The organism is Nocardioides sp. GCM10030259, assembly GCF_042666375.1.
Classification (GTDB): Bacteria; Actinomycetota; Actinomycetes; order Propionibacteriales; family Nocardioidaceae; genus Nocardioides.
Map to the genome: position 1 here is coordinate 119106 of NZ_JBHTDF010000026.1, position 18838 is coordinate 137943.

Here is an 18838-nt window from a genome sequence, read left to right on the forward strand (position 1 = left end):
TCGCTCCGGGCGTCTCCCGATCGTATCGACCGGTCCCGGACCGCCGCGCGGCGGTTTCCCGTGCGGCCGTAGGGTTCGTCGTCGTGGAGGTACGCCGTGACGACCCGCTCACGCCCGACGTCGTGGCGCTGCTCGACGAGCACCTGTCCGACATGCACGCGACCTCGCCGCCCGAGAGCGTGCACGCGCTCTCCCACGCGGCCCTCGCCGACTCGACGATCACGTTCGTGACCGCCCGCGACGGCGGCGAGCTGCTCGGTTGCGGTGCTCTCAAGCAGCTCACCGCCGACCACGCGGAGATCAAGTCGATGCGCACGACCGACGCCGCCCGTGGACGCGGCATCGCCACCGCGGTGCTGGGCTGGCTGCTCGCCGAGGCCCGCGACCGCGGCCTGGCCAGGGTCAGCCTCGAGACCGGCACCGAGGACTACTTCGACGCCGCCCACCGGCTCTACCAGCGCCACGGCTTCGTCGACTGCGAGCCGTTCGCCGACTACGCGCTCGACCCGCACAGCCGCTACATGACGCTGTCGATCGACTGAGTCAGCGGCTGTCAGCGCAGCTTCTCGGGCACCTCGGAGTCGTAGCCGAAAACCTGGAAGTCGAGGGCGTAGAGCCGCACGATCCGCGCGGCCAGCGCCGGGTCGATCCGCACCGGCTGCGGCGGCGTCGCCGAGACGTTCTGCCGCGGCAGCGGGACCTCGCCGACCCCGAGGCGCTCGCAGACCTGCTCCCAGTCGTCCTGGAGCCGCTCGAAGCGGCCGAGGAACGCGAGCCGGTCCAGCGGCAGCGTGGCGGTCTGCGGCTTCACGTGCCGGTTGGTGACCAGCAGGTCCGTCGTCTCGAGCGCGGTCACGAACTCCTCGAACGTGCCGCCCTCGACGCCGGTCGGCCGCGACGTACCCTGCCCCTCGCCCACCACCTTGTCCTGCCAGCAGGACACGAGCCGGGTGTAGGGGTTCCGCACGAAGCCGAACGCCGCGTACTGGCGCTGGGGGCCCTGCGGCCAGCGCTTCAGGCCGCCCCGGTGCATCACGACCTCGAGGTCGGGCCGGCTGGCGAACGCCGCCGAGATCGACCGGGTCGCGACCTTGGCGGTGCGCACGTAGATGAATCGCCCCGGGTCGCTGACGGAGAGGCTGAACCGCTTGGCCGAGGGCCGGGTGACGACGCCGTGAACGTCCGAGGTCATGGGCCCATCCTCGCTTGCGTTGCCGAGCCGGCGCCGATCAGATGTCGATCAGATGTCGATCAGTGTGGAGCGCATCGGTGGGCGATACTGGGTTCGAACCAGTGACCTCTTCGGTGTGAACGAAGCGCGCTACCACTGCGCCAATCGCCCGTGCGGTCGCCGACTCTAGCCTACGTTGCGGCCACCTTCACATTCGGCACAGATTGGTCGGCGAACTCCGCGTCACGACCCTTCCTGCCGCCCGTCTCCTAGGCGTGAATCGCCTCCCGATGCCGCGCCGGCTCTCGCAGCAGGTCACCCTCCAGTGCCTCGACGCGCGGGGCCGCAGCATCGACCTGCCCGCCCTGCTCGCCTACGACCCGGCCGACCCATGGGCGATCGAGTTCACCTTCGGGCAGAAGTCCGGTCCGGTGCGCTGGCTGATCGGCCGCGACCTGCTGCTCGTCGGCCTGACCGACCCGGCCGGCGAGGGCGACGTCATGATCTGGCCGAGCATCGACGAGTACGGCCGGGCCGCCGTCGTGCTCGAGCTCAGCTCGCCCAACGGGCGGCTCGTCACCCAGCTCCCCAGCCGCGAGCTGGGGTCGTTCCTCGCCCGCACGCTCGTGGTGGTGCCGCAGGGCACGGAGGAGATCGACCTCGACCTCCTGGTCGAGTCGCTCACCGGGTCACAGACCCAGTAGCTCGGGCTCCCGGCTCCGCCACAGGGCCGCCACGTCGGCGGTGACCGGACCGGGCGCCGGCAGCTCACGGTCGTTCCAGCGCGCGACGGCCTGCACGTCGCGGGTCGTCGACACCAGGAACACCTCGGTTGCCGCGTCGACGGCCTCGATCGGCTCGTCGACCTCGCGCCCGCCGTACCACTCGAGCACGAGGCCCCGCGTCACCCCGGCCAGGCAGCCGCTGGCCAGCGTCGGCGTGCGCAGCTCGCCGTCGACGACATAGAAGACGTTGGATCCCGTGCCCTCGCACAGGTGTCCGGCGAGGTTCGCGAAGATCGCCTCGCTCGCCCCCTGCCGCTGCGCGGCGGCGAGCGCGATCACGTTCTCGGCATATGACGTGGTCTTGAGCCCCGCCAGCGCGCCGCGCTCGTTGCGGGGCCACGGCACCGTCGCCACCGCGGTCGTCCCCGGCCACGCCTTCATCGTGTCCGCGACGACGACCACGGTCGGCGGCGCATCGCCCCGACCCGACCCCATCGGCGCCGGCCCGCCGGTCACCGTGATGCGGAGCCGGCCCAGCGGCAGGTCCGCGCCGTCGAGCACGGCCGCCACTCCCCTGCGCACGTCGTCGACGTCGACCCCCGTCAGCCCCAGCCCCTCCGCGGACCGCTGGAGCCGCGCCAGGTGCAGGTCGAGCGCGAACGGGAGCCCGCCGATCACCTTGACCGCCTCGAACACCCCGTCGCCCACGGTGAGCCCGTGATCGGTGACGAGGACGGCCGGGGCAGTCGCGTCGGGGAGCAGTTCACCGTTCATCCACGCGCGCATGAGCGCCACCCTAAAGGGGCACAAACGGCGCACGACGCGCGGCTCGGGGGTCGATTTTGCATGGTCTGGGGCATCGGCTACTGTTCTCACGCACGCCGACCGGGAGACCGGACGGAGCGCAAGCGGACGTAGCTCAGTTGGTAGAGCGCAACCTTGCCAAGGTTGAGGTCGCGAGTTCGAGCCTCGTCGTCCGCTCGGAGAGGTCTCTCCCTGGTTTGGCCTCCATGGTGGGTTGGCCGAGAGGCGAGGCAACGGACTGCAAATCCGTGTACACGGGTTCAAATCCCGTACCCACCTCCACGCAGTCCCTCCGACTAACTCAAGACCCCGGGCGATTGGCGCAGCGGTAGCGCGCTTCCTTGACACGGAAGAGGTCACTGGTTCAAACCCAGTATCGCCCACCAGAGCGAGAACGGCCCCTGAGCAGGCACCACGCCTCTCAGGGGCTCTTTCGATTTCTGACCGTCAGCGGCGGGACCAGGCGGGGACGGTCTCGACGTCGCCGATCGGCTCGGGCAGGAGCGGCTCGGGGGCTCCCGATCCGTCTGCGTCGACGACCCAGATGCGGGAGCCGTCATCTGCTACATGGGCGAAGGCGATCCTGGAGCCGTCCTGAGGGGAGAAGGTCGGGTCCTCGTCGAGCCCGTCGAGGTCCGTCAGCTGCTCGACGCTGTCGACCGGAATCGACTCCTGTGAGCTGGAGAAGGGTGCGGTGAAGATCTCGAAGTCCCGGTTGTCGCCTTCGTCGAGGTCCTTGCGAAAGGCGATCATCGTCCCGTCCGGGGAGACGACCGGGTCGCTGTACTGACCGGGGAACTCCGCCCGCAGGAGGAGCCGCCAAGCTCCGGTGTCCACGTCGATGGCCCAGAGGGACCCACCCTGCACGTCAGACTCGGTGCTGCCCCACAGGACGATGGTGCGGCCGTCGCGCGAGTAGGTGGGGTCGTTGAGGCTCAGCAAGGCGGATTCAGCCGGTGGGTCGAAGGTCTGCAACGCGGTGCCGGTCTCATCGAGGAGCACGACGTTGATCGCATCGTTGCTGCCCAGGCAGCGGACGACCAGGCGCGTGCCGTCCGCCGACCAGGCCGGACGGCTCGTGCTCTGCTGGCACTGCTCGGGTGTGGTGTCGAAGAGCGGCCTGTCACCGCCGTCGTCCCCCGCTCCGGTGGTTCTCAGCTCGTAGAGATCGGCCGAGACCGACTTGGCCCGCGAGAAGATCATCTGGTCCCTGTCGGGGCCGAGCGCCGGGAGCCACTCCTTCAGGTCGCTGTCGGTCAGCCGCCGGTTGAGCGATGCGTCGTCGGTGTCGACCAACCAGATGTCCTGGGAGCTCCGGTCCGGCCCCGCGGCGATCAGGAGCTGGGAGTCGCTCAACGGCCAAGGGCCAGCCGTGTCGCCCTCAGCCTCGGGCGGGCCGGGGCCGTCGCCGCGGATCTGGGAGATCGCGAAGGCGACACCACCGGCCACGATGACCAGGGCCAGCGCGATGGCGATCGGCCGGGCGTGCGCCCGGAACCCCGCGACGAACCACTGCAGGAGCCGGAGCAGAAGCGGTGGCGGTGGCGGTTTCGGTGGCGGTTCCGGCTTCGGTTCCGGCGGCGGCGTTGGTAGTGGCGGCGGCGTCGGCGGAGGCACTGTCGGATCGAGGTCGAACAGCCTCGTGTCTCCAGAGCGCAGGAAGAGCACCGGGGTGCCGAACTCGGACTCCTTCTGGGCCGACACGATGGCCCGGCGCGCAGGAGCGACTGCCGCATCGATCGGAAGCCCTTGTGCCAACTGGGTGTACAGACTGCCGCTGAAGGCGATGGCCGCCTCGTCCGTGACCTCGAACTGCATGGCGATCACGGCGGGGATCTTGAACTCGATCAGGCTTCCGGCGACGCCGGAGAAGGGGTCGAACCGGGAGGCGCGCGCACCCTCGCACGAGTTGAGCACGACGAGCCGGAGACTCTTCTCGTCCTGCAGCATCCTGCCCAGCTTCTCGCCCGGGACATCGTCCGCGCGGCGACCTCGCGGGGACTCGAGGACGAGGATCCCGTGCTCGGTGGCCTCGTCGTACGCCCCGTGGCCGATGTAGTGGAGGACGTGGATCGGGTCGCGCTTGGAGACGCGTGCGCTCAGCTCGGCCAGGGTCCCCGTCTCCAGCCACTCCAGAGACACTCGCCCGTCGGCCGTCAGGTCCACGAGGGCCTCTTCGAGCTTGCGACGCTCCTCGGCGCTGTTCAGCTCGGGATATCCGGCGGGGCTGCTCACCATCCCGAGCACCTTCAGCGGAAACTCGACCTTCAGCGGCCAGCGGGCGCTCTCGAGGTCCAGGGCCCGGACGAGTGGCGTGTAGATGGACTCCGACAGGAAGCTCGGGCGGGAGTAGAGGTACTCCCACGGCAGCCGCGTGAGCTCCGGCGCGCCGGACAGGCTGATGGCGATCCGCAGCCCGCGTTGCTTCTCCTCCGCGGCCGCCCTGGCCGCGTTGTACACGGCGGCGACGTGGTCCTGCATCAGGGCATCGAACAGCCCCGTGCCCAGCGTCTTGATCTCGTCGACGCGCTCGTCCTGAGGCCCCCTCGAGCGTCGGACCTGGCCGACGCTCTCCACGAAGTCGTCGAGCTCGTCGTCCGTGAGCGGCGACCGGAAGTGCCCGCGTCCGACTCGTCCGCTCGGGGTCGACGCCAGCACCCGGTAGGACCCATCGGTGTCGCGCTCGATGCGGAGATGGAGCTCGTCGTAGTCGGGAACGTCCTCGATCATCAGGGCCCCCTCCCGCAGCCCGAGCCCTCTCACCGATTCTCCCACCCGTCGAGGCGGAAGTCAGCAGCCGCGGCCGGGACGCAGGCCGGCCTACACGGCTGGACGGGCCAGCAGCAGCCCGCCGTCGACCGGCAGGACATGCCCGGTGATCCAGGCGGCGTCGGGGGACGCGAGGAACCCGACCGCGGCCGCGACGTCGGCCGGCTCCCCCACGCGACCGAGCGGATACAGCGGGAGCATCCGGTCGGCGCCGCCCTCTTGTCCGTCCCACACGCCGGTCCGGATCGTGCCGGGGGCGACCGCGTTCACTCGTACGCCGTCCACCGCCAGGTAGCGCGCGAGGTTGGCGGTCAGCGCCGTCAGGCCGGCCTTCGCCGACGAGTAGGGCTCGCTGCCCAGCGCCGCCTGGCCGTTGATCGAGCTGACCGTGACGATCGCCGGGCTCCGGGGGCTGCGGCGCAGGAAGGGGATCGCGGCGCGACAGACCCGCGCGACACCGGTCAGGTTCAGGTCCAGGAGCGTCGTCCAGGTCTCGTCGTCGGTCTCCTCGAAGACGCCGTGGGGCAGGTCTCCCCCGGCGACGTTGACGACGACGTCGACCCCGCCGAGCTCGTCCGCCACCCGGGCGACGCCACCGTCGACGGACTCCCGGTCCGTCACGTCGATCCCCAGCGCCATCCGCCCGGCCCGTGCGGGCAGGCCGTCGGCGACCGCCCGAGCCAGGTCCGGGTCCAGGTCGCTGACCGCCACCCGGGCACCCTCGGTCGCGAGCCGGACCGCGCACGCCCGGCCGATCCCCTGCCCCGCGCCGGTGACCAGGGCGGTCGCGCCGTCGAACCGTGTCGTCGGGCTCGCCACGTCGTCATACCCTCCTCGTTGGAAGACGGTCAGGCGAACCTACCGGGTTCCGGTCTCACGTGACGGCCGCGACTGCTGCGACAGGTGTCAGTCGACCCACCCACGGGTATCTCCAGGTCATGAGCGCCCAGTTCCTCAGCTGCGAGGTCACCCGCTGCCCCGCCTGCGGGCGGCGTTCGATGGTGGTGACCTACGAAGGTCTCGCCGACCCCGCGCAGCCGGACGAGGCGGCGGTGTGGATGCCGACGGACGCGGCCTGCGAGCACGGCTGCGACACCCGGGACCACCCCCTCCCGGGGCTCTCGCGCGAGGTCGCCTGACGGACGCGACCGCAGCGCGCCCGGGGCAGACACCCGGCGGCCGCGCGTGCCCCCGGACCCCCCGAGGCACGAGGAACCACCTGCGCCCGCCGCCGGGTGCAGCAACAGCATGAGCGCGGCCCCGGTGTACCGGCTCACCCCGACGAATGAGGTCAGGCGTCGTCGGTGGCGAAGTCCTCGTCGTGGGTGCCGGGACGCGGCGCCCAGGGCAGCTCCTTGGCCGGGCGTACGACGATGAGGCGGTCGCCGCGGGCGAGCTGGGTGACCACGGGGTCGAAGTAGCGGTAGACCTTCTCGTCGCGCACGACCGCGATCACCTGGTCGGGCAGCTGCTGGGGCTGCTTGCCGACCTCGGAGACGATGAGCTCGCGCTCGGCCACCTCGAGGCCCTCCCCGTACGTGAGCAGGTCCTCCATGACCTGGCCGAGCGTCGGCGACAGCGAGGACAGGCCGAGCAGGCGGCCGACGGCGTCGGACGAGGTGATGACCGAGTTGGCGCCGGACTGGCGCATGAGGGCGACGTTCTCCTGCTCGCGGACGGCGGCGACGATCCACACGTCGGGGTTGAGCTGGCGAACCGTCAGCGTGGCCAGCACGTTGGAGTCGTCGCGGTTGGTCGTGATGATCACCTGGTCGGCGTCGCCGACGCCGGCCCGGCGGAGCACGTCCTGACGGGTGGCGTCGCCGGTGACGACGGCGAGCCCGTCGGCGTGTGCCTCCTGCAGCGCGCCGGCGCCGGGGTCGACCACGATGATCGCCTCCCGCTCGAGCCCGTTGTTGACGAGCGTGTCGACGGCGGCCCGGCCCTTCGTGCCGTAGCCGATGACGACCACGTGGGATGACATGTGTTTCCTCCAGCGGGCGGTTCGGAAGAGCTCGCGGCCCTGCGAGGCGAGCACCTCGAGGGTGGTCCCGATCAGCAGCACGAGGAAGGCGATGCGCAGCGGGGTGATGACGAAGGCGTTGATCATCCTGGCGTGTGCGGCGACCGGCGCGATGTCGCCGTACCCGGTCGTGCTCAGCGTGACCGTCGTGTAGTAGATCGAGTCGACCAGGTTGACGCCGTAGCCGGGCGGGTCGTTTCCGTCCCGGTAGGCCGCGCGGTCCAGGTACACGATCAGGACGGTGCCGACCAGGATGGCCAGCGCCAGCAGCAGCCGGCGGCCGAGCTCCCACCACGGTGAGCGGGTGCTCGCCGGCAGGGACAGCTTCCCGCGGCTGCGTCCCTGGGTGATGTCGCTGGAGTCGTCGGACACGCGCGTGAATCTAGTCGGTCTCGGCCCGTGAGCCGATGCGGCGGAGCCGTTGCACGAGCTCCGACCTGGCGAGCACGGTCGACGACTGCGGGAAGACCGAGTCGAACGCCGCGTTGACGGCCGCGCCGATCAGCACCGCGATCGAGACCAGGTAGAGCCACAGCAGCACGGCGATCGGCGCGGCGAGCGGGCCGTAGATCGACTTCGAGTCGGCCGAGGTGACGGTGAGGAACCAGCGCAGCAGGTAGGAGCCGACGATCCAGCAGAAGAGCGTGAACGTCGCGCCGGGGAGGTTGAAGCTCCAGTTGGTCCGCACCGGCACCGACACGTGGTAGAGCGTCGCGAGGAAGCAGATGCAGATGACGAGGACCACCGGCCAGTAGAACGCCATCAGGACGTCGGCGCGCTCGGGCAGCCAGTCCGCGACCAGGCCGGGACCGGCCACCATGAGCGGGATGGAGACGACGCCGGTGACCATGGCCAGGATGTAGAGCAGGAACGACAGGGCCCGGGTCTTGACGATCCCGCGGTGGCCCCCGAGCCCGTGCATGATCGTGATGGTGTCCACGAAGACGTTGAGGGCGCGGGACCCGGACCACAGGGCGAGCACGAAGCCCAGCGAGATGATGTCGAACCGGCCGCCTTCGAGGACGTCGTCGATCGTCTTCGTGATGATCTGGTTGACGGCGTTCTCCGTCAGCGCACGGCCGGAGAGGTCGATGACCGCCTGCCGGACCTCGTCGACGCGAGCCGGGCTGAACTGGTCGGTGACGAAGCCGATCGCGCCGGCCATCGCGAAGATCAGCGGCGGCACGGAGAGCACGGCGAAGAACGCCGCCTCGGCCGCCAGCCCGGTCACCCGGTAGCGCAGGCACGACGCCACCGTCGCGCCCAGCAGCCGCCAGAGGACGGCGCGGGTACGCCGCAGCCACTCGACCACCGCCGTCTGGAGGGTCCCCGAGGACGCGGTCTCCTGGGACTGCGCGCGCTCCGCCGGGGGCATGGACCTACCGTAGACACATGGGTTCCGACATCCGGGTAGCCACGAACCAGGCGCCGCCGCTCGTTGGTCACAACATCGTCACGGGTGACGCCGCGCTGGTGGAGGCGATCACCCGGCACGCCAGCGCCGACGTGGTCGACGACCTGGCCCCGATCGGCGCGCTGGCCGGCACCGCCGAGGCCCGCGAGCACGGGATGCTCGCGAACGAGTTCCACCCGCGGCTGACGCCGTACGACCGGTTCGGCAACCGCATCGACGAGGTGCAGTTCCACCCGTCGTGGCACTGGCTGATGGACCGCGCGGTCTCGCAGGGCCTCGCGGCCGCGCCGTGGGAGTCGGACTCGCCGCACGCGCACGTGCGCCGCGCGGCCGGCTTCATGGCGTGGTCGCACACCGAGCCGGGCCACGGCTGCCCGATCTCGATGACGTACGCCGCGGTGCCCGCGCTCCGCGCCGACGACGCGATCGCGAAGGAGTGGACGCCGCTGCTCGCGTCGTACGCCTACGACCCCGGCGTCCGCGTCGCGTCGGAGAAGCTCGGCGCGCTGGCCGGCATGGGCATGACGGAGAAGCAGGGCGGCTCCGACGTCCGCGCCAACGTCACCGAGGCGCGGCGCACCTCGGTCGAGGGTGAGTACACCCTGCACGGCCACAAGTGGTTCACCTCGGCGCCGATGAACGACGTCTTCCTGGTGCTCGCGCAGGCCCCCGGCGGCGTCACGTGCTTCGTCGTACGCCGCGTGCTGGCCGACGGCACGCGCAACCGGCTCGACGTCGTGCGCCTCAAGGACAAGCTCGGCAACCGGTCCAACGCGTCGTCGGAGCTCGAGTTCGACGGCACGATCGCGCAGCGGCTCGGCGACGAGGGCCGCGGCGTGCGGACGATCATCGAGATGGTCGCCGCGACCCGGCTCGACTGCGTGCTCGGCTCGACGTCCCTGATGCGGCGCGCCGTCAACGAGGCGACGTGGCACGCCGCGCACCGCTCCGCCTTCGGCTCGCTGCTCATCGAGAAGCCGCTGATGCAGAACGTGCTCGCCGACCTCGCCGTCGAGACCGAGGCGGCCACGGCGCTGGCGATCCGGCTGGCGGCGGCGGTCGACGACATCGACGACCCGCACGAGGCGGCGCTGCGGCGGATCGCCCTCCCGCTCTCGAAGTTCTGGGTCTGCAAGCGCACCCCCACGCTGGTGGCCGAGGCGCTGGAGTGCCTCGGCGGCAACGGGTACGTCGAGGAGTCGGGCCTGCCGCTCCTCTACCGCGAGGCGCCGCTCAACTCGGTGTGGGAGGGCTCGGGCAACGTCAACGCGCTCGACGTGCTCCGCGCGCTGGGCCGCGAGCCGGAGGTGCTCGACGCCTGGATCACCGAGGTCGGCCGGGCGCGCGGCGGCAACGCCCACCTCGACCGCGCGATCGAGGAGACCCTTGCCCTGATCGGCTCGCTGATGGGCGAGCCCGCGTCGCTGGAGGCCAACGCCCGGCGACTCGCGATGCGGATGGCGCTGTGCCTGCAGGGCTCCCTGCTGGTGCGCCACTCCCCCGCCGAGGTCGCCGACGTCTTCTGCGCGTCGCGCCTCGGCGCGGCGTACGACGGCGTCTTCGGCACGCTCGACGGCGGTGACCTCCGGGCGATCGTGGAGCGCGCGACGCCCGTCGTCTAGGCGGGCAGCGGGTACGGCGCGAGGACCGGGAGGTACGGCGCCGGGTCGCCGTCCCAGTCGGCGGCGAGGATCGCCGCCTTGCTGCGCCGGCCGGAGATGAGTCGGAAGAGCTCGTGCCGGTCGGCGGTGAGCGTGGCGGCGGGGTCGCCGTCGCCGACGACCCAGGAGCGGCGCCCGTCGGTGAGGGTCAGCGCCGGGGTGTCAGTCTCGACGAGCCGCGCGGCCAGCCAGTGCCGGAACGTCGCGAAGCCGAAGCGGGTGACCTCGCCCCGGGGCTCCGGCTCGGCGCCGACGGCCTCGCGCAGGTCGTCGAGGTGGACGGCGAGGTCGGCCACCGGAGCGGCGAGCAGCCAGTCGGATCCGCCGACCGCGCGCGCATCGCCGCTGCGCACCGCGTAGACGAGGCACTGGCCGTGCTGGTGGAGGTCGCCGAGCAGCGCGTCGAGGGAGCGGGCGCCGCGGCGGTCGACGTGGCCGGCCGTCCAGCGCTCGCGCTCGGCGGCCACGGCGGGGTCACGCCAGGCACGGTCGGCGGCGTCGAAGAACCCGCCGCGCGCCGAGTCCGCGGCGACGCCGACGAGGTGCGCGACCAGCGCCCGCACCGTCCAGTCGGGGCAGGCCGGCACGACGATGTCGCCCACGTCGCCGGCCGCCTCCAGGAGCGACCCGACCCGGCGCAGGCCGTCGTCGTACGCCGTCGCGACGCGCCAGCGGGCGGACCGCTCGGGCGTGAGGACGTCCGCAAGGCTGGTGCGCTTGGTGAACGTGTCGAGGAACTGCTGTGCGGCGCCCGGGTCGGCGCCGATGCCGGCGAACAGCCCGTCGGCATCGGCGGTCGGGAACCGGGCAGCGGCGAACGACCACTCGTAGTGCCCGGCGGCGCGCGCGTCGCGCCATGCCGCGTAGTCGGCGAGGCTGCCGCCGGCGAGCAGGTCCGCGGCGACGTGCCGGGCCTGGGCGACCGCGTCGCCGATGCCCTGCGCGGTGGCCGGGTGCTTGAGATGGCCGGCGTCACCGAGGGTCGCCCACCCGGGTCCGGTCGCCGGCCGGAAGAAGCCGCGCATCATCGTCTCGGGGACGGCGATGACCCGGCTGATGCGTGTGGCGCCGGCGAGGAGCCGCGGGTTCAGCACGCCCGGGAACGACCGGAGCAGGTCGTCGTACCGCCGCTCGAGCTCGGCCGGCGTCCCGCGGGTCAGCTCCGGGCGAGCGGCGACGTTGAGCAGATGCACTCCGTCCTCGCAGGGCACGGACATCAGCGCCCGGTCGGCGTGCACGTCGAGGTGGCACCAGCCGCTGCGGGGCAGGCCGGTCCAGTAGGCCATCAGGAAGGCCATCTCCCCACCCAGCTCCTGCTGCGTGGGCAGGCCGAGCCGGTGGGCGACGGTCGAGCGCTGTCCGTCCGCGGCCAGCAGCCACCGGCCCTCCAGGCGGCGGCCGTCGTCGAGCACCACGCCGCGGGCGGGGTCGTCGGGGGTGCCGGCGCCGAGCACGTCCGCAACCCGACTCCCGAGGTGCAGGTCGACCCCCGCCCCGCGCGCGAGGTCGACCAGCACCGCGTCGAGGCTGATCCGCCGCACGTTGAGGCAGCGGTCGTGCCCGCCGTAAGGCGTGAAGGTGCCGGCCACCTCCCGCCCCAGGACGCGCCAGCTGAACCGCACCGGCGAAAGGTCGTGCCGGGAGCGCAGCAGGTCCATCGCTCCGAGCCGTTCGAGCGCGTCGAGGGTGTCGGGGAACATCGTGTGGGTGGAGATCGAGTCGCTCGGGAAGTCGGCCCGGTCGACCAGCGCGACGCGCCAGCCGCCGCGAGCGAGGAGGGTCGCCACGGTGGCGCCGGCGCACCGGGCGCCGACCACCACGGCGTCGTACTGTGCAGCGTCGGAGGTCATGGCCCCACCCTCGCCGGGGCCCGTTGAGTTCGCGTTGAGCCGGCGTCGCAGCGGCTCAGCCAGCGGTCACCTGCGCCGATCCGGGCGTAGACGGCGCGCGCCAGGTCGCGCTGGCGGGGATCCAGCAGCGCCCACGCCAGGTGGACCTCCGCCTGCCGCCAGGGCAGCCGGTAGCGGGTGAACGCCGCGACGGCGTCCTCGAACGCGGCCCGGGCGCCGCGCGGCCGACCCCAGCGGGCGTCGACGCGCGCCCGTGCGAGCGCCACCTCGCCGCGCAGGCCCGCCCAGCCGTCGTGGGTGACGATCTCCTCGCAGCGCAGCACGTGCTCCTCGTCGCCGGGCGCACCGAGCTGCGCGAGCCGGGCGCGCACCCACACCTCGCTGGGCACCTGGGGTCCGTCGACCGCGATCAGGAGCGCGTCGTCGAGCACGCCGACGGCCCGGTCGGTGTCGCCGAGGAGGGTCAGCACGTCGGCCAGCCGGCGCGCGTCGAAGAGCACCTCGTGCCGACTGCCGGCCGCCCGGTCGCGGGCGAGGGACGCGGCCGCGTCGTCGGCGACCCGCTCCCACTCTCCGCGGTAGAGGTCGAGCACCCGGTGGGCGAGCGCGCCGTCGGGCAGCGGCTCTGCGGCGTGGCGCGCGGCGTCGAGCTCGCCCATGACGGCCATCGACCGGACGAGCTGGTCGACGACCGCCTCGTGCGGATGGGCGAAGGCGGCGAACCGCGGCTGCGCGAGACCCCGACGGCACCAGGCGCGGCCGGCGGTCGGGTCCAGCAGGAGCTCGGTGGCGACGTGGGCGGCGCCGCTGGCCGGCCACCATGCGAGGTAGGCGTCGCCCAGCGGTTGCGCGTAGCGCCAGGCGCGGGCGAAGTGGTCGAAGGCGACGGTGATCTCGCCCCGGTTGGCGGCGTGGTAGGCCGCGCCCCAGGCGGCGTACGCGAGCAGGTCGTCGCGGCCGCTCGCCCCCGCGATCTCCCCCGCGCGGTCAGCGGCCCGCCCGAGCATGTCGGTGCGGACGCCGAACATCCCGGCCTGCATCCGGCCGCGGTGCAGGAGGAACTTCTCGTCGATGCCCGGCCGGAGCCGCTCGGCGGCGTCGAAGTGCTCGAGCGCCCGCGGGATGTCCATGACGGTGTGGTGCATGCTCAGGGCGCCGCCGATCCGGCTGTGCGTGGTGCCTGCGGCGAGGGTGTCGCCGTGCTCGATCTGCCGGGCCAGCGCGTCCTCGAGCAGCGCGAGGGCCCGCGCGTGGTCGTGGCCTGAGGTCAGGTGCAGCATCGCGAGGCCCACCCGCGCCTCTGCCTGCTCCTCGGGCGGAGCGCCCCGGTCCAGGAACGGAAGCGCGGCCTCCGCGTGCTCCACCGCCTCGGCCCACGCCAGGCTCCGCGCCGCCGCCTCCGAGGCGCGCAGGCTGGCGCGCCCGGCCTCGGGAGGGTCGACCGCGGCGCCGGCCTGCCGCAGGTGCACCGCCGCGGCCATCAGGTCCGCGTCGGCCGGAGCCGGTACGGCGAGCAGCGCCTCGGCCGCCCGGCGGTGGAGCTGCTCGCGGCGAGGCCTGGGCGCCTCGGCGTACACCGCGGCGCGCATGAGGTCGTGCGGGAACGCGTAGCCACCCGCCCACGAGCGCCCGGACTCCACGAGGAACCCGCGCGCGACCGCTGGCTCCAGCGCCGGCACCAGCTCCTCCTCGTGCCAGTCGAGCACCCGGCCGAGGAGCAGCACCTCGACGTCGAGGCCGAGCACGGCCGCCGCGGTGACCGCCTCGCGGGTGTCCGTCGGGAGCGTCACCAGCCGGTGCCGCAGGACGTCGCGCACCGCCACCGGCACCGCGTCGGCGAGGTCGGCGGCCGCGAGGTCGCTCGGCGCCAGGTCGCGGAGCACCTCGGTGGCGAAGAACGGGTTGCCGCCGGTGCGCTCCCACAGTCGCTCCACGAAACGGGCGTCCGGTTCGGCGCCGGCCAGTCCGGACATCAGGACGGCGAGGTCGTCGATCCCCAGCGGATGGAGCGCCAGCCGGTCGGCGAGTGCCGCGGCGGTCGCATCGCCGACGAGCTCCAGGAGCGGCGGATGGAGGCTGCCGGGCGGGTCGCGGTAGGCGATCACCAGCATCACGCGGGCCGGGAGCCGTCTGCCCAGCTGCCGGAGCAGCGTGGCCGTCGCCGGGTCGATCCGCTCCCCCTCCTCGACCGCGAGGAGCACGGGCGCGCTGCCGGCGAGCTCGCCCAGCAGCCACCCGGACGCGCTGAGCAGCTCGGACCGGTTCCCGTCGCGGCCGGGCTCGGCGTCGTCCGGCAGCAGTGGCGCCAGCCGCTCGCGGACCGGGCCCGGCGCGTCGTGCAGGACCTCCGCCACCTCGCCGCTGGCCCGGAGCGCGGCGGCGAGCGGCTGGTAGGGCAGCGACGCGTCGTCGCACCGGGCGACCATTACGACGGCGTCGTCCTCGGCTGCTCGATGGGCGAGCTCGGCGACCAGCCGGCTCTTGCCGATCCCGGCCGGACCGGACACGAGCGCGATCGCCGCACCACCCGCGACGACGGACTCCCACCGGGTCTCGAGCGTGCGGAGCTCGCCTGGACGGCCGACGATCGGGGTGCGCCGCAGCGCGGCCAGGACGGCGTCCGGCGGCTGGCTCCCCCGGCTCCTCGGCGCAGGCGCCCGGTCCGGGGCGCCGGTGCCGAACCCGTCCAGCAGCGGGTCCTGGCGCAGCAGCGCGGTCTCGAGCGACTGGAGCTCCGGGCCAGGGTCGAGGCCGAGCTCCTCGCCGAGGCTGGCCTTCGTCGCGGCGTACGCCGCCAGCGCGTCGGCCTGCCGGCCGGACCGGTAGAGGGCGACCATGAGCTGGCCGACGAACCGCTCGCGGAAGGGGTGCGCCGCCACCAGTGCCTGCAGCCGGTGCACGGCCTCGCGGTGCCGGCCCAGGGCGAGCTCGGCGGCGAAGAAGGCCTCCTCCGCGACGAGCCGGAGCTCGTCGAGCCGCGCGGTGGTGGTGGCGGCGAAGTCCGGCGGTCCGAGGTCGACGAGGACCTCCCCGTCCCACAGCCCCAGGGCCCGCGCCAGCAGGGCGTTCGCCTGCGTGTGGTCGCCGAGGCCGAGGGCCTCCTGCCCGCGCGCGACGAGCCGCTCGAAGAGCTCGGCGTCGATCTCGTCGCGGTCGAGCTCGAGGCGGTAGCCGCCCGATCGGGCCTTCAACGCGTCCCGGGCGCCCGCGGACTCCAGCACCCGGCGTACCGCGCCGACGTGCGTGCGCAGCGTGGTCGTGGCGCCGTCGCTGGCCGTGGCGCCCCACAGCGCGTCGACGAGCCGCTCCCGGGACACCACCTCGTTGGGGTGGATCAGCAGCAGGGCCAGCAGCTCGCGCGGCCTGCGGCCGCCGAGCGGCAGCGTCGTGCCGTCGGGTCCCCACACGCGCAGCGGTCCGAGAAGGCTGTAGCGCGGGCGGACCTCGGTCTCGCCCATGACGGGCAACCTAGCCGCTTCCGGCGCCACGAGAGCGGCCTGTCATCGAAATGGGTGAGCCGCGGAGGGGGGATCCGCGGCTCACCCGGTCGGGGGTCGACTGCGCCGTCGTCAGGCGATCCCGGTGGTGTCGGCCGCGGGGGCGAGCACGCACCGCGACCACGCGTAGGTGGCGAAGGAGGTGTTGCCCTCTTTTCTCACGCTCACCAGCCATCGAGTGCCCTCCTGGTACGGCGTCGGGTCCACGACCCGGGCGTCGGTCGGGCAGACGACGACCCACGTGGGGGACTCGTCGACATCGGTCACTTGGGTGGTGACGCCGGCGGTGTTGGTCCGGTTGCCAGTTCCGACGCCGTGGCCGATGTCGGTCTCGGCGGCGGCGGTGCCGGCGACACCGGCGACCAGCGCTAGGGTGCCGAGCACGAGGACGGCCGTGCGGGGGCCCTGTGTCTTGATGTTGTTCATGGGTCTGTTCCTTGTCGTGAAGGGTCGTGAAGGGTCGTGATCGGTGGGTGATGGCGGCCGTCAGGCGCGCCGGGCGGTGAAGAGCAGGTACTCCCAGCCCACGGACGGGCGGGACTGGAACTCGCCGCGGGCGAGGTCGAGCAGCGCGTGCTCGAGCTCCGCTGCGCGGTCGGGCTGGTCGGCGAGGTTGCGGAACGCCGTCAGCGTCGGGCCGTAGTTGGTCTTGAAGAACTCGACGAACTCCTCGGGACCGGTGAACCGGTCGATCGGCAGCTGCCGGCGCTCCCACTGGACGTCGGTGACCCGGTCGCCGAACAGGGCGGACACGTGGTCGGGGTCGCCCCACAGCGGCGGCGGCTGCGCGCCCGGCGGGGGTGCGGGCACGAACGGGCGCATCGTCGCGAACATCCGCCCGATGAAGCCCCCGGGCGTCCAGCTGGCCAGCCCGATGCGGCCGCCCGGACGGGTGACCCGGACGAGCTCGTCGGCGGCAGCCTGGTGGTGCGGCGCGAACATCACGCCCACGCTCGAGATGACGACGTCGAACGACGCGTCGCCGTACGGCAGCGCCTCGCAGTCGCCCTGCTCCCAGGCGATCTCGACGCCGGCCCGCTCGGCGACCGTGCGGCCGTGCTCGAGCAGCGCGGTCGTCAGGTCGCTCGCCACCACGACGGCGCCGCGCTGGGCGGCCGGGATCGCGGCGTTGCCGCTGCCCGCGGCGACGTCGAGCACGTGCTCGCCGGCCTGTACGTCGGAGGCGTCGACGAGGATCCGGCCGAGCGCCGGGATCACCTCGCGGGCCACGGCGGCGTAGTCGCCGGACGTCCACATCGCCTCGTGCTTCTCCTTGATCGCGTCGCGGACGGCGTCGGGACGGATCTTCACTGCGTTGGTCATGACGTTGTTCCTTCGGTTCAGGGTGAGTGACCGACCGTGTCGATCGGTCGATGAAGACCCTGAACCGCGCCTGTTGAGATGGCGTTGACGTCGCGCGCAGGTGAGTTGAAGTCGAATCGGGACCTGTGCCAGTCGAGTCCGGACAGTTACTCCCGACTCAACCGGCACAAGTCCCGAATCAACCTTCGGTGTCAGCGGGTGGCTGGCTCCGGCTGGGGTGACTCCTCCGGTTCGACGTCGACCATGGTCTGCTCGTCGAAGGGCAGGTCGCCCGCGAGCACCCGGTCGAGGCGCTCGCGGTCGAGGCCGTCGGTCCAGTTGCCGATGAGCACGGTGGCGACGGAGTTGCCGGCGAAGTTCGTCAGGGCACGCGCCTCGGACATGAAGCGGTCGATGCCGACGATGAGGCCGACGCCGTCGACGAGGTCGGGGCGGTGCGACTGCAGGCCACCGGCCAGGGTGGCGAGCCCGGCGCCCGTGACGCCGGCGGCACCCTTCGACGCGATGATCATGAAGACCAGGAGCCCGATCTGCTCGCCGATGCTCAGCGGGTCGTTGAGGGCCTCCGCGATGAAGAGCGTGGCCATCGTCAGGTAGATCGCCGTGCCGTCGAGGTTGAAGGAGTAGCCCGTCGGCACCACGATCCCGACGGTCGTCTTGTCCACGCCGGCGTGCTCCATCTTGGCGATCAGCCGCGGTAGCGCGGACTCCGAGGACGACGTGGCGAGAATCAGCAGGAACTCGCGGGCCAGGTAGCGGAACAGGCTGAGGATGTTCACGCCGGTGAAGACCTTCAGCACCGTGCCGAGCACGACGAACACGAACAGGGCGCACGTGACGTAGAAGCCCAGCATCAGGACGGCGAGGCTCTTGAGGGCGTCGACCCCGGTCATCCCCACCACGGCGGAGATCGCGCCGAAGGCGCCGACCGGGGCCGCCCACATGATCATCGCGAGCACGCGGAAGACCAGCCTCTGCGCGTACTCGACGACCGTGATGATCGGCTTGCCCGCGGCGCCCATCTGCTGGAGGGCGAAGCCGATCAGCAGCGCCACCAGCAGCGTCTCGAGCACGTCGCCCGACGTCAGCGAGGAGAAGAGCGAGTCCGGGATGATCCCGAGCAGGAAGTCGACGGTGCTGGCGTGGCCCTCCTCGGCCTGCGCCGCGCCTGCCGCAGCGGTCTCGTCGCTGACGTTCAGGCCGTCCCCGGGGTGGAGCACGTTGCCGACCACGAGCCCGATGGTGAGCGCGAAGGTCGACATCAGCAGGAAGTAGGAGATCGCTCCGATCCCCACCTTGCCGACCTTCGCCGCGCTCGCGACCGAGCCGACGCCGATGATGATCGTGCAGAAGATGACTGGCTGGATCATCATCGTGATCAGCCCGACGAACCCGTCGCCGAGCGGCTTCAGCTCGGTCGCGAAGTCCGGGAAGAGCAGCCCGACGACGATGCCGAGAGCCACGGCGACGATCACCGCGAGATAGAGCCAGTGGGTGCGGTTGCGCGGTGGCGCAGCCTGGGCAGTTCTGCTGCTCATCGTTCCTCCTGTTCTCGCCCGGCGGAACCCCGGGAACACGCGTGAGCCTGCGCGAACCTGTGA

15 protein-coding genes and 4 tRNA genes are annotated in these 18838 nt (G+C 72.5%); 7 read left to right on the forward strand and 12 right to left on the reverse strand.

Features of this window, described 5'->3' with window-relative positions; all coding sequences use genetic code 11:
• Positions 1-83 precede the first annotated feature (83 nt).
• Entirely contained in the window at positions 84-542 is a 459-nt protein-coding gene (locus ACFQQI_RS24150) for a GNAT family N-acetyltransferase (protein WP_378569170.1), read from the forward strand.
• An 11-nt stretch (positions 543-553) separates the two neighbouring features.
• On the opposite strand, the gene ACFQQI_RS24155 is transcribed toward ACFQQI_RS24150, so the two are convergent.
• Positions 554-1192, reverse strand: coding sequence for a sulfotransferase family 2 domain-containing protein (locus ACFQQI_RS24155; RefSeq protein WP_378569171.1), 639 nt, complete (start codon positions 1190-1192; stop codon positions 554-556).
• Between the two features lie 78 nt (positions 1193-1270).
• Positions 1271-1342, reverse strand: a tRNA-Val gene (locus ACFQQI_RS24160).
• Positions 1343-1446: 104 nt separating this feature from the next.
• Between ACFQQI_RS24160 and ACFQQI_RS24165 the strand changes: the two genes are divergently transcribed.
• A complete protein-coding gene (locus ACFQQI_RS24165) occupies positions 1447-1875 on the forward strand; it encodes an SsgA family sporulation/cell division regulator (protein WP_378569172.1) in 429 nt (142 codons plus the stop codon).
• Here the strand turns inward: ACFQQI_RS24165 and ACFQQI_RS24170 are convergent.
• Positions 1861-2682 carry an aminotransferase class IV gene (locus tag ACFQQI_RS24170; RefSeq protein WP_378569173.1) on the reverse strand — a complete coding sequence of 274 codons (822 nt, stop codon included), beginning with the start codon at positions 2680-2682 and terminating at the stop codon, positions 1861-1863. The two genes, ACFQQI_RS24165 and ACFQQI_RS24170, sit on opposite strands and share 15 nt — an antisense overlap.
• Positions 2683-2804: 122 nt before the next feature.
• Between ACFQQI_RS24170 and ACFQQI_RS24175 the strand changes: the two genes are divergently transcribed.
• From ACFQQI_RS24175 to ACFQQI_RS24185, 3 genes are all read left to right on the forward strand, one after another.
• Positions 2805-2877, forward strand: a tRNA-Gly gene (locus tag ACFQQI_RS24175).
• 31 nt (positions 2878-2908) lie between these two features.
• Positions 2909-2982, forward strand: a tRNA-Cys gene (locus ACFQQI_RS24180).
• Between the two features lie 29 nt (positions 2983-3011).
• Positions 3012-3086 (forward strand) — tRNA-Val (locus ACFQQI_RS24185).
• Positions 3087-3147: 61 nt separating this feature from the next.
• On the opposite strand, the gene ACFQQI_RS24190 is transcribed toward ACFQQI_RS24185, so the two are convergent.
• Together ACFQQI_RS24190 and ACFQQI_RS24195 are read right to left on the reverse strand one after the other, a co-directional pair.
• On the reverse strand, positions 3148-5430 hold the full coding sequence (locus tag ACFQQI_RS24190) for a CHAT domain-containing protein (RefSeq protein WP_378569174.1): 2283 nt from the start codon (positions 5428-5430) through the stop codon (positions 3148-3150).
• Between the two features lie 90 nt (positions 5431-5520).
• Positions 5521-6288: an SDR family NAD(P)-dependent oxidoreductase gene (locus ACFQQI_RS24195; RefSeq protein ID WP_378569175.1), complete on the reverse strand. Its 768-nt coding sequence runs from the start codon at positions 6286-6288 to the stop codon at positions 5521-5523.
• Positions 6289-6407: 119 nt separating this feature from the next.
• Here ACFQQI_RS24195 and ACFQQI_RS24200 point away from each other — a divergent pair, with 119 nt between their 5' ends.
• The gene (locus tag ACFQQI_RS24200; protein WP_378569176.1) at positions 6408-6608 is read left to right on the forward strand and encodes a hypothetical protein; all 201 of its coding nucleotides are present in this window, start codon (positions 6408-6410) and stop codon (positions 6606-6608) included.
• Positions 6609-6760: 152 nt separating this feature from the next.
• On the opposite strand, the gene ACFQQI_RS24205 is transcribed toward ACFQQI_RS24200, so the two are convergent.
• Positions 6761-7864: a potassium channel family protein gene (locus tag ACFQQI_RS24205; protein WP_378569177.1), complete on the reverse strand. Its 1104-nt coding sequence runs from the start codon at positions 7862-7864 to the stop codon at positions 6761-6763.
• A 10-nt stretch (positions 7865-7874) separates the two neighbouring features.
• Positions 7875-8867 (reverse strand): YihY/virulence factor BrkB family protein, encoded by a 993-nt coding sequence (locus ACFQQI_RS24210; RefSeq protein ID WP_378569178.1) that lies wholly within the window; start codon positions 8865-8867, stop codon positions 7875-7877.
• Positions 8868-8884: 17 nt separating this feature from the next.
• Between ACFQQI_RS24210 and ACFQQI_RS24215 the strand changes: the two genes are divergently transcribed.
• Positions 8885-10528: an acyl-CoA dehydrogenase family protein gene (locus ACFQQI_RS24215; RefSeq protein WP_378569179.1), complete on the forward strand. Its 1644-nt coding sequence runs from the start codon at positions 8885-8887 to the stop codon at positions 10526-10528.
• Here the strand turns inward: ACFQQI_RS24215 and ACFQQI_RS24220 are convergent.
• The 5 genes from ACFQQI_RS24220 to ACFQQI_RS24240 form a co-directional block, all read right to left on the reverse strand.
• Complete coding sequence (locus tag ACFQQI_RS24220; protein WP_378569180.1) at positions 10525-12417, reverse strand: FAD-dependent monooxygenase; 1893 nt, start codon at positions 12415-12417, stop codon at positions 10525-10527. The genes ACFQQI_RS24215 and ACFQQI_RS24220 overlap by 4 nt on opposite strands.
• On the reverse strand, positions 12414-15875 hold the full coding sequence (locus tag ACFQQI_RS24225) for a BTAD domain-containing putative transcriptional regulator (protein ID WP_378569181.1): 3462 nt from the start codon (positions 15873-15875) through the stop codon (positions 12414-12416). The genes ACFQQI_RS24220 and ACFQQI_RS24225 overlap by 4 nt, the downstream gene beginning before the upstream one ends.
• A 111-nt stretch (positions 15876-15986) precedes the next feature.
• On the reverse strand, positions 15987-16340 hold the full coding sequence (locus ACFQQI_RS24230; protein ID WP_378569182.1) for a hypothetical protein: 354 nt from the start codon (positions 16338-16340) through the stop codon (positions 15987-15989).
• A 60-nt stretch (positions 16341-16400) separates the two neighbouring features.
• Entirely contained in the window at positions 16401-17237 is an 837-nt protein-coding gene (locus ACFQQI_RS24235; protein ID WP_378569183.1) for a class I SAM-dependent methyltransferase, read from the reverse strand.
• A gap of 191 nt (positions 17238-17428) precedes the next feature.
• Entirely contained in the window at positions 17429-18775 is a 1347-nt protein-coding gene (locus tag ACFQQI_RS24240; RefSeq protein WP_378569184.1) for a cation:dicarboxylate symporter family transporter, read from the reverse strand.
• Between the last annotated feature and the right edge of the window lie 63 nt (positions 18776-18838).

Bases quoted from the DNA above. Each gene is read 5' to 3' on its own strand.
- ACFQQI_RS24155 (WP_378569171.1), bottom strand. From the start codon at position 1,192: ATGACCTCGGACGTTCACGGCGTCGTCACCCGGCCCTCGGCCAAGCGG.
- ACFQQI_RS24170 (WP_378569173.1), bottom strand. From the start codon at position 2,682: ATGCGCGCGTGGATGAACGGTGAACTGCTCCCCGACGCGACTGCCCCG.
- ACFQQI_RS24190 (WP_378569174.1), bottom strand. From the start codon at position 5,430: ATGATCGAGGACGTTCCCGACTACGACGAGCTCCATCTCCGCATCGAG.
- ACFQQI_RS24200 (WP_378569176.1), top strand. From the start codon at position 6,408: ATGAGCGCCCAGTTCCTCAGCTGCGAGGTCACCCGCTGCCCCGCCTGC.
- ACFQQI_RS24210 (WP_378569178.1), bottom strand. From the start codon at position 8,867: ATGCCCCCGGCGGAGCGCGCGCAGTCCCAGGAGACCGCGTCCTCGGGG.
- ACFQQI_RS24215 (WP_378569179.1), top strand. From the start codon at position 8,885: ATGGGTTCCGACATCCGGGTAGCCACGAACCAGGCGCCGCCGCTCGTT.
- ACFQQI_RS24220 (WP_378569180.1), bottom strand. From the start codon at position 12,417: ATGACCTCCGACGCTGCACAGTACGACGCCGTGGTGGTCGGCGCCCGG.
- ACFQQI_RS24225 (WP_378569181.1), bottom strand. From the start codon at position 15,875: ATGGGCGAGACCGAGGTCCGCCCGCGCTACAGCCTTCTCGGACCGCTG.
- ACFQQI_RS24230 (WP_378569182.1), bottom strand. From the start codon at position 16,340: ATGAACAACATCAAGACACAGGGCCCCCGCACGGCCGTCCTCGTGCTC.
- ACFQQI_RS24235 (WP_378569183.1), bottom strand. From the start codon at position 17,237: ATGACCAACGCAGTGAAGATCCGTCCCGACGCCGTCCGCGACGCGATC.
- ACFQQI_RS24240 (WP_378569184.1), bottom strand. From the start codon at position 18,775: ATGAGCAGCAGAACTGCCCAGGCTGCGCCACCGCGCAACCGCACCCAC.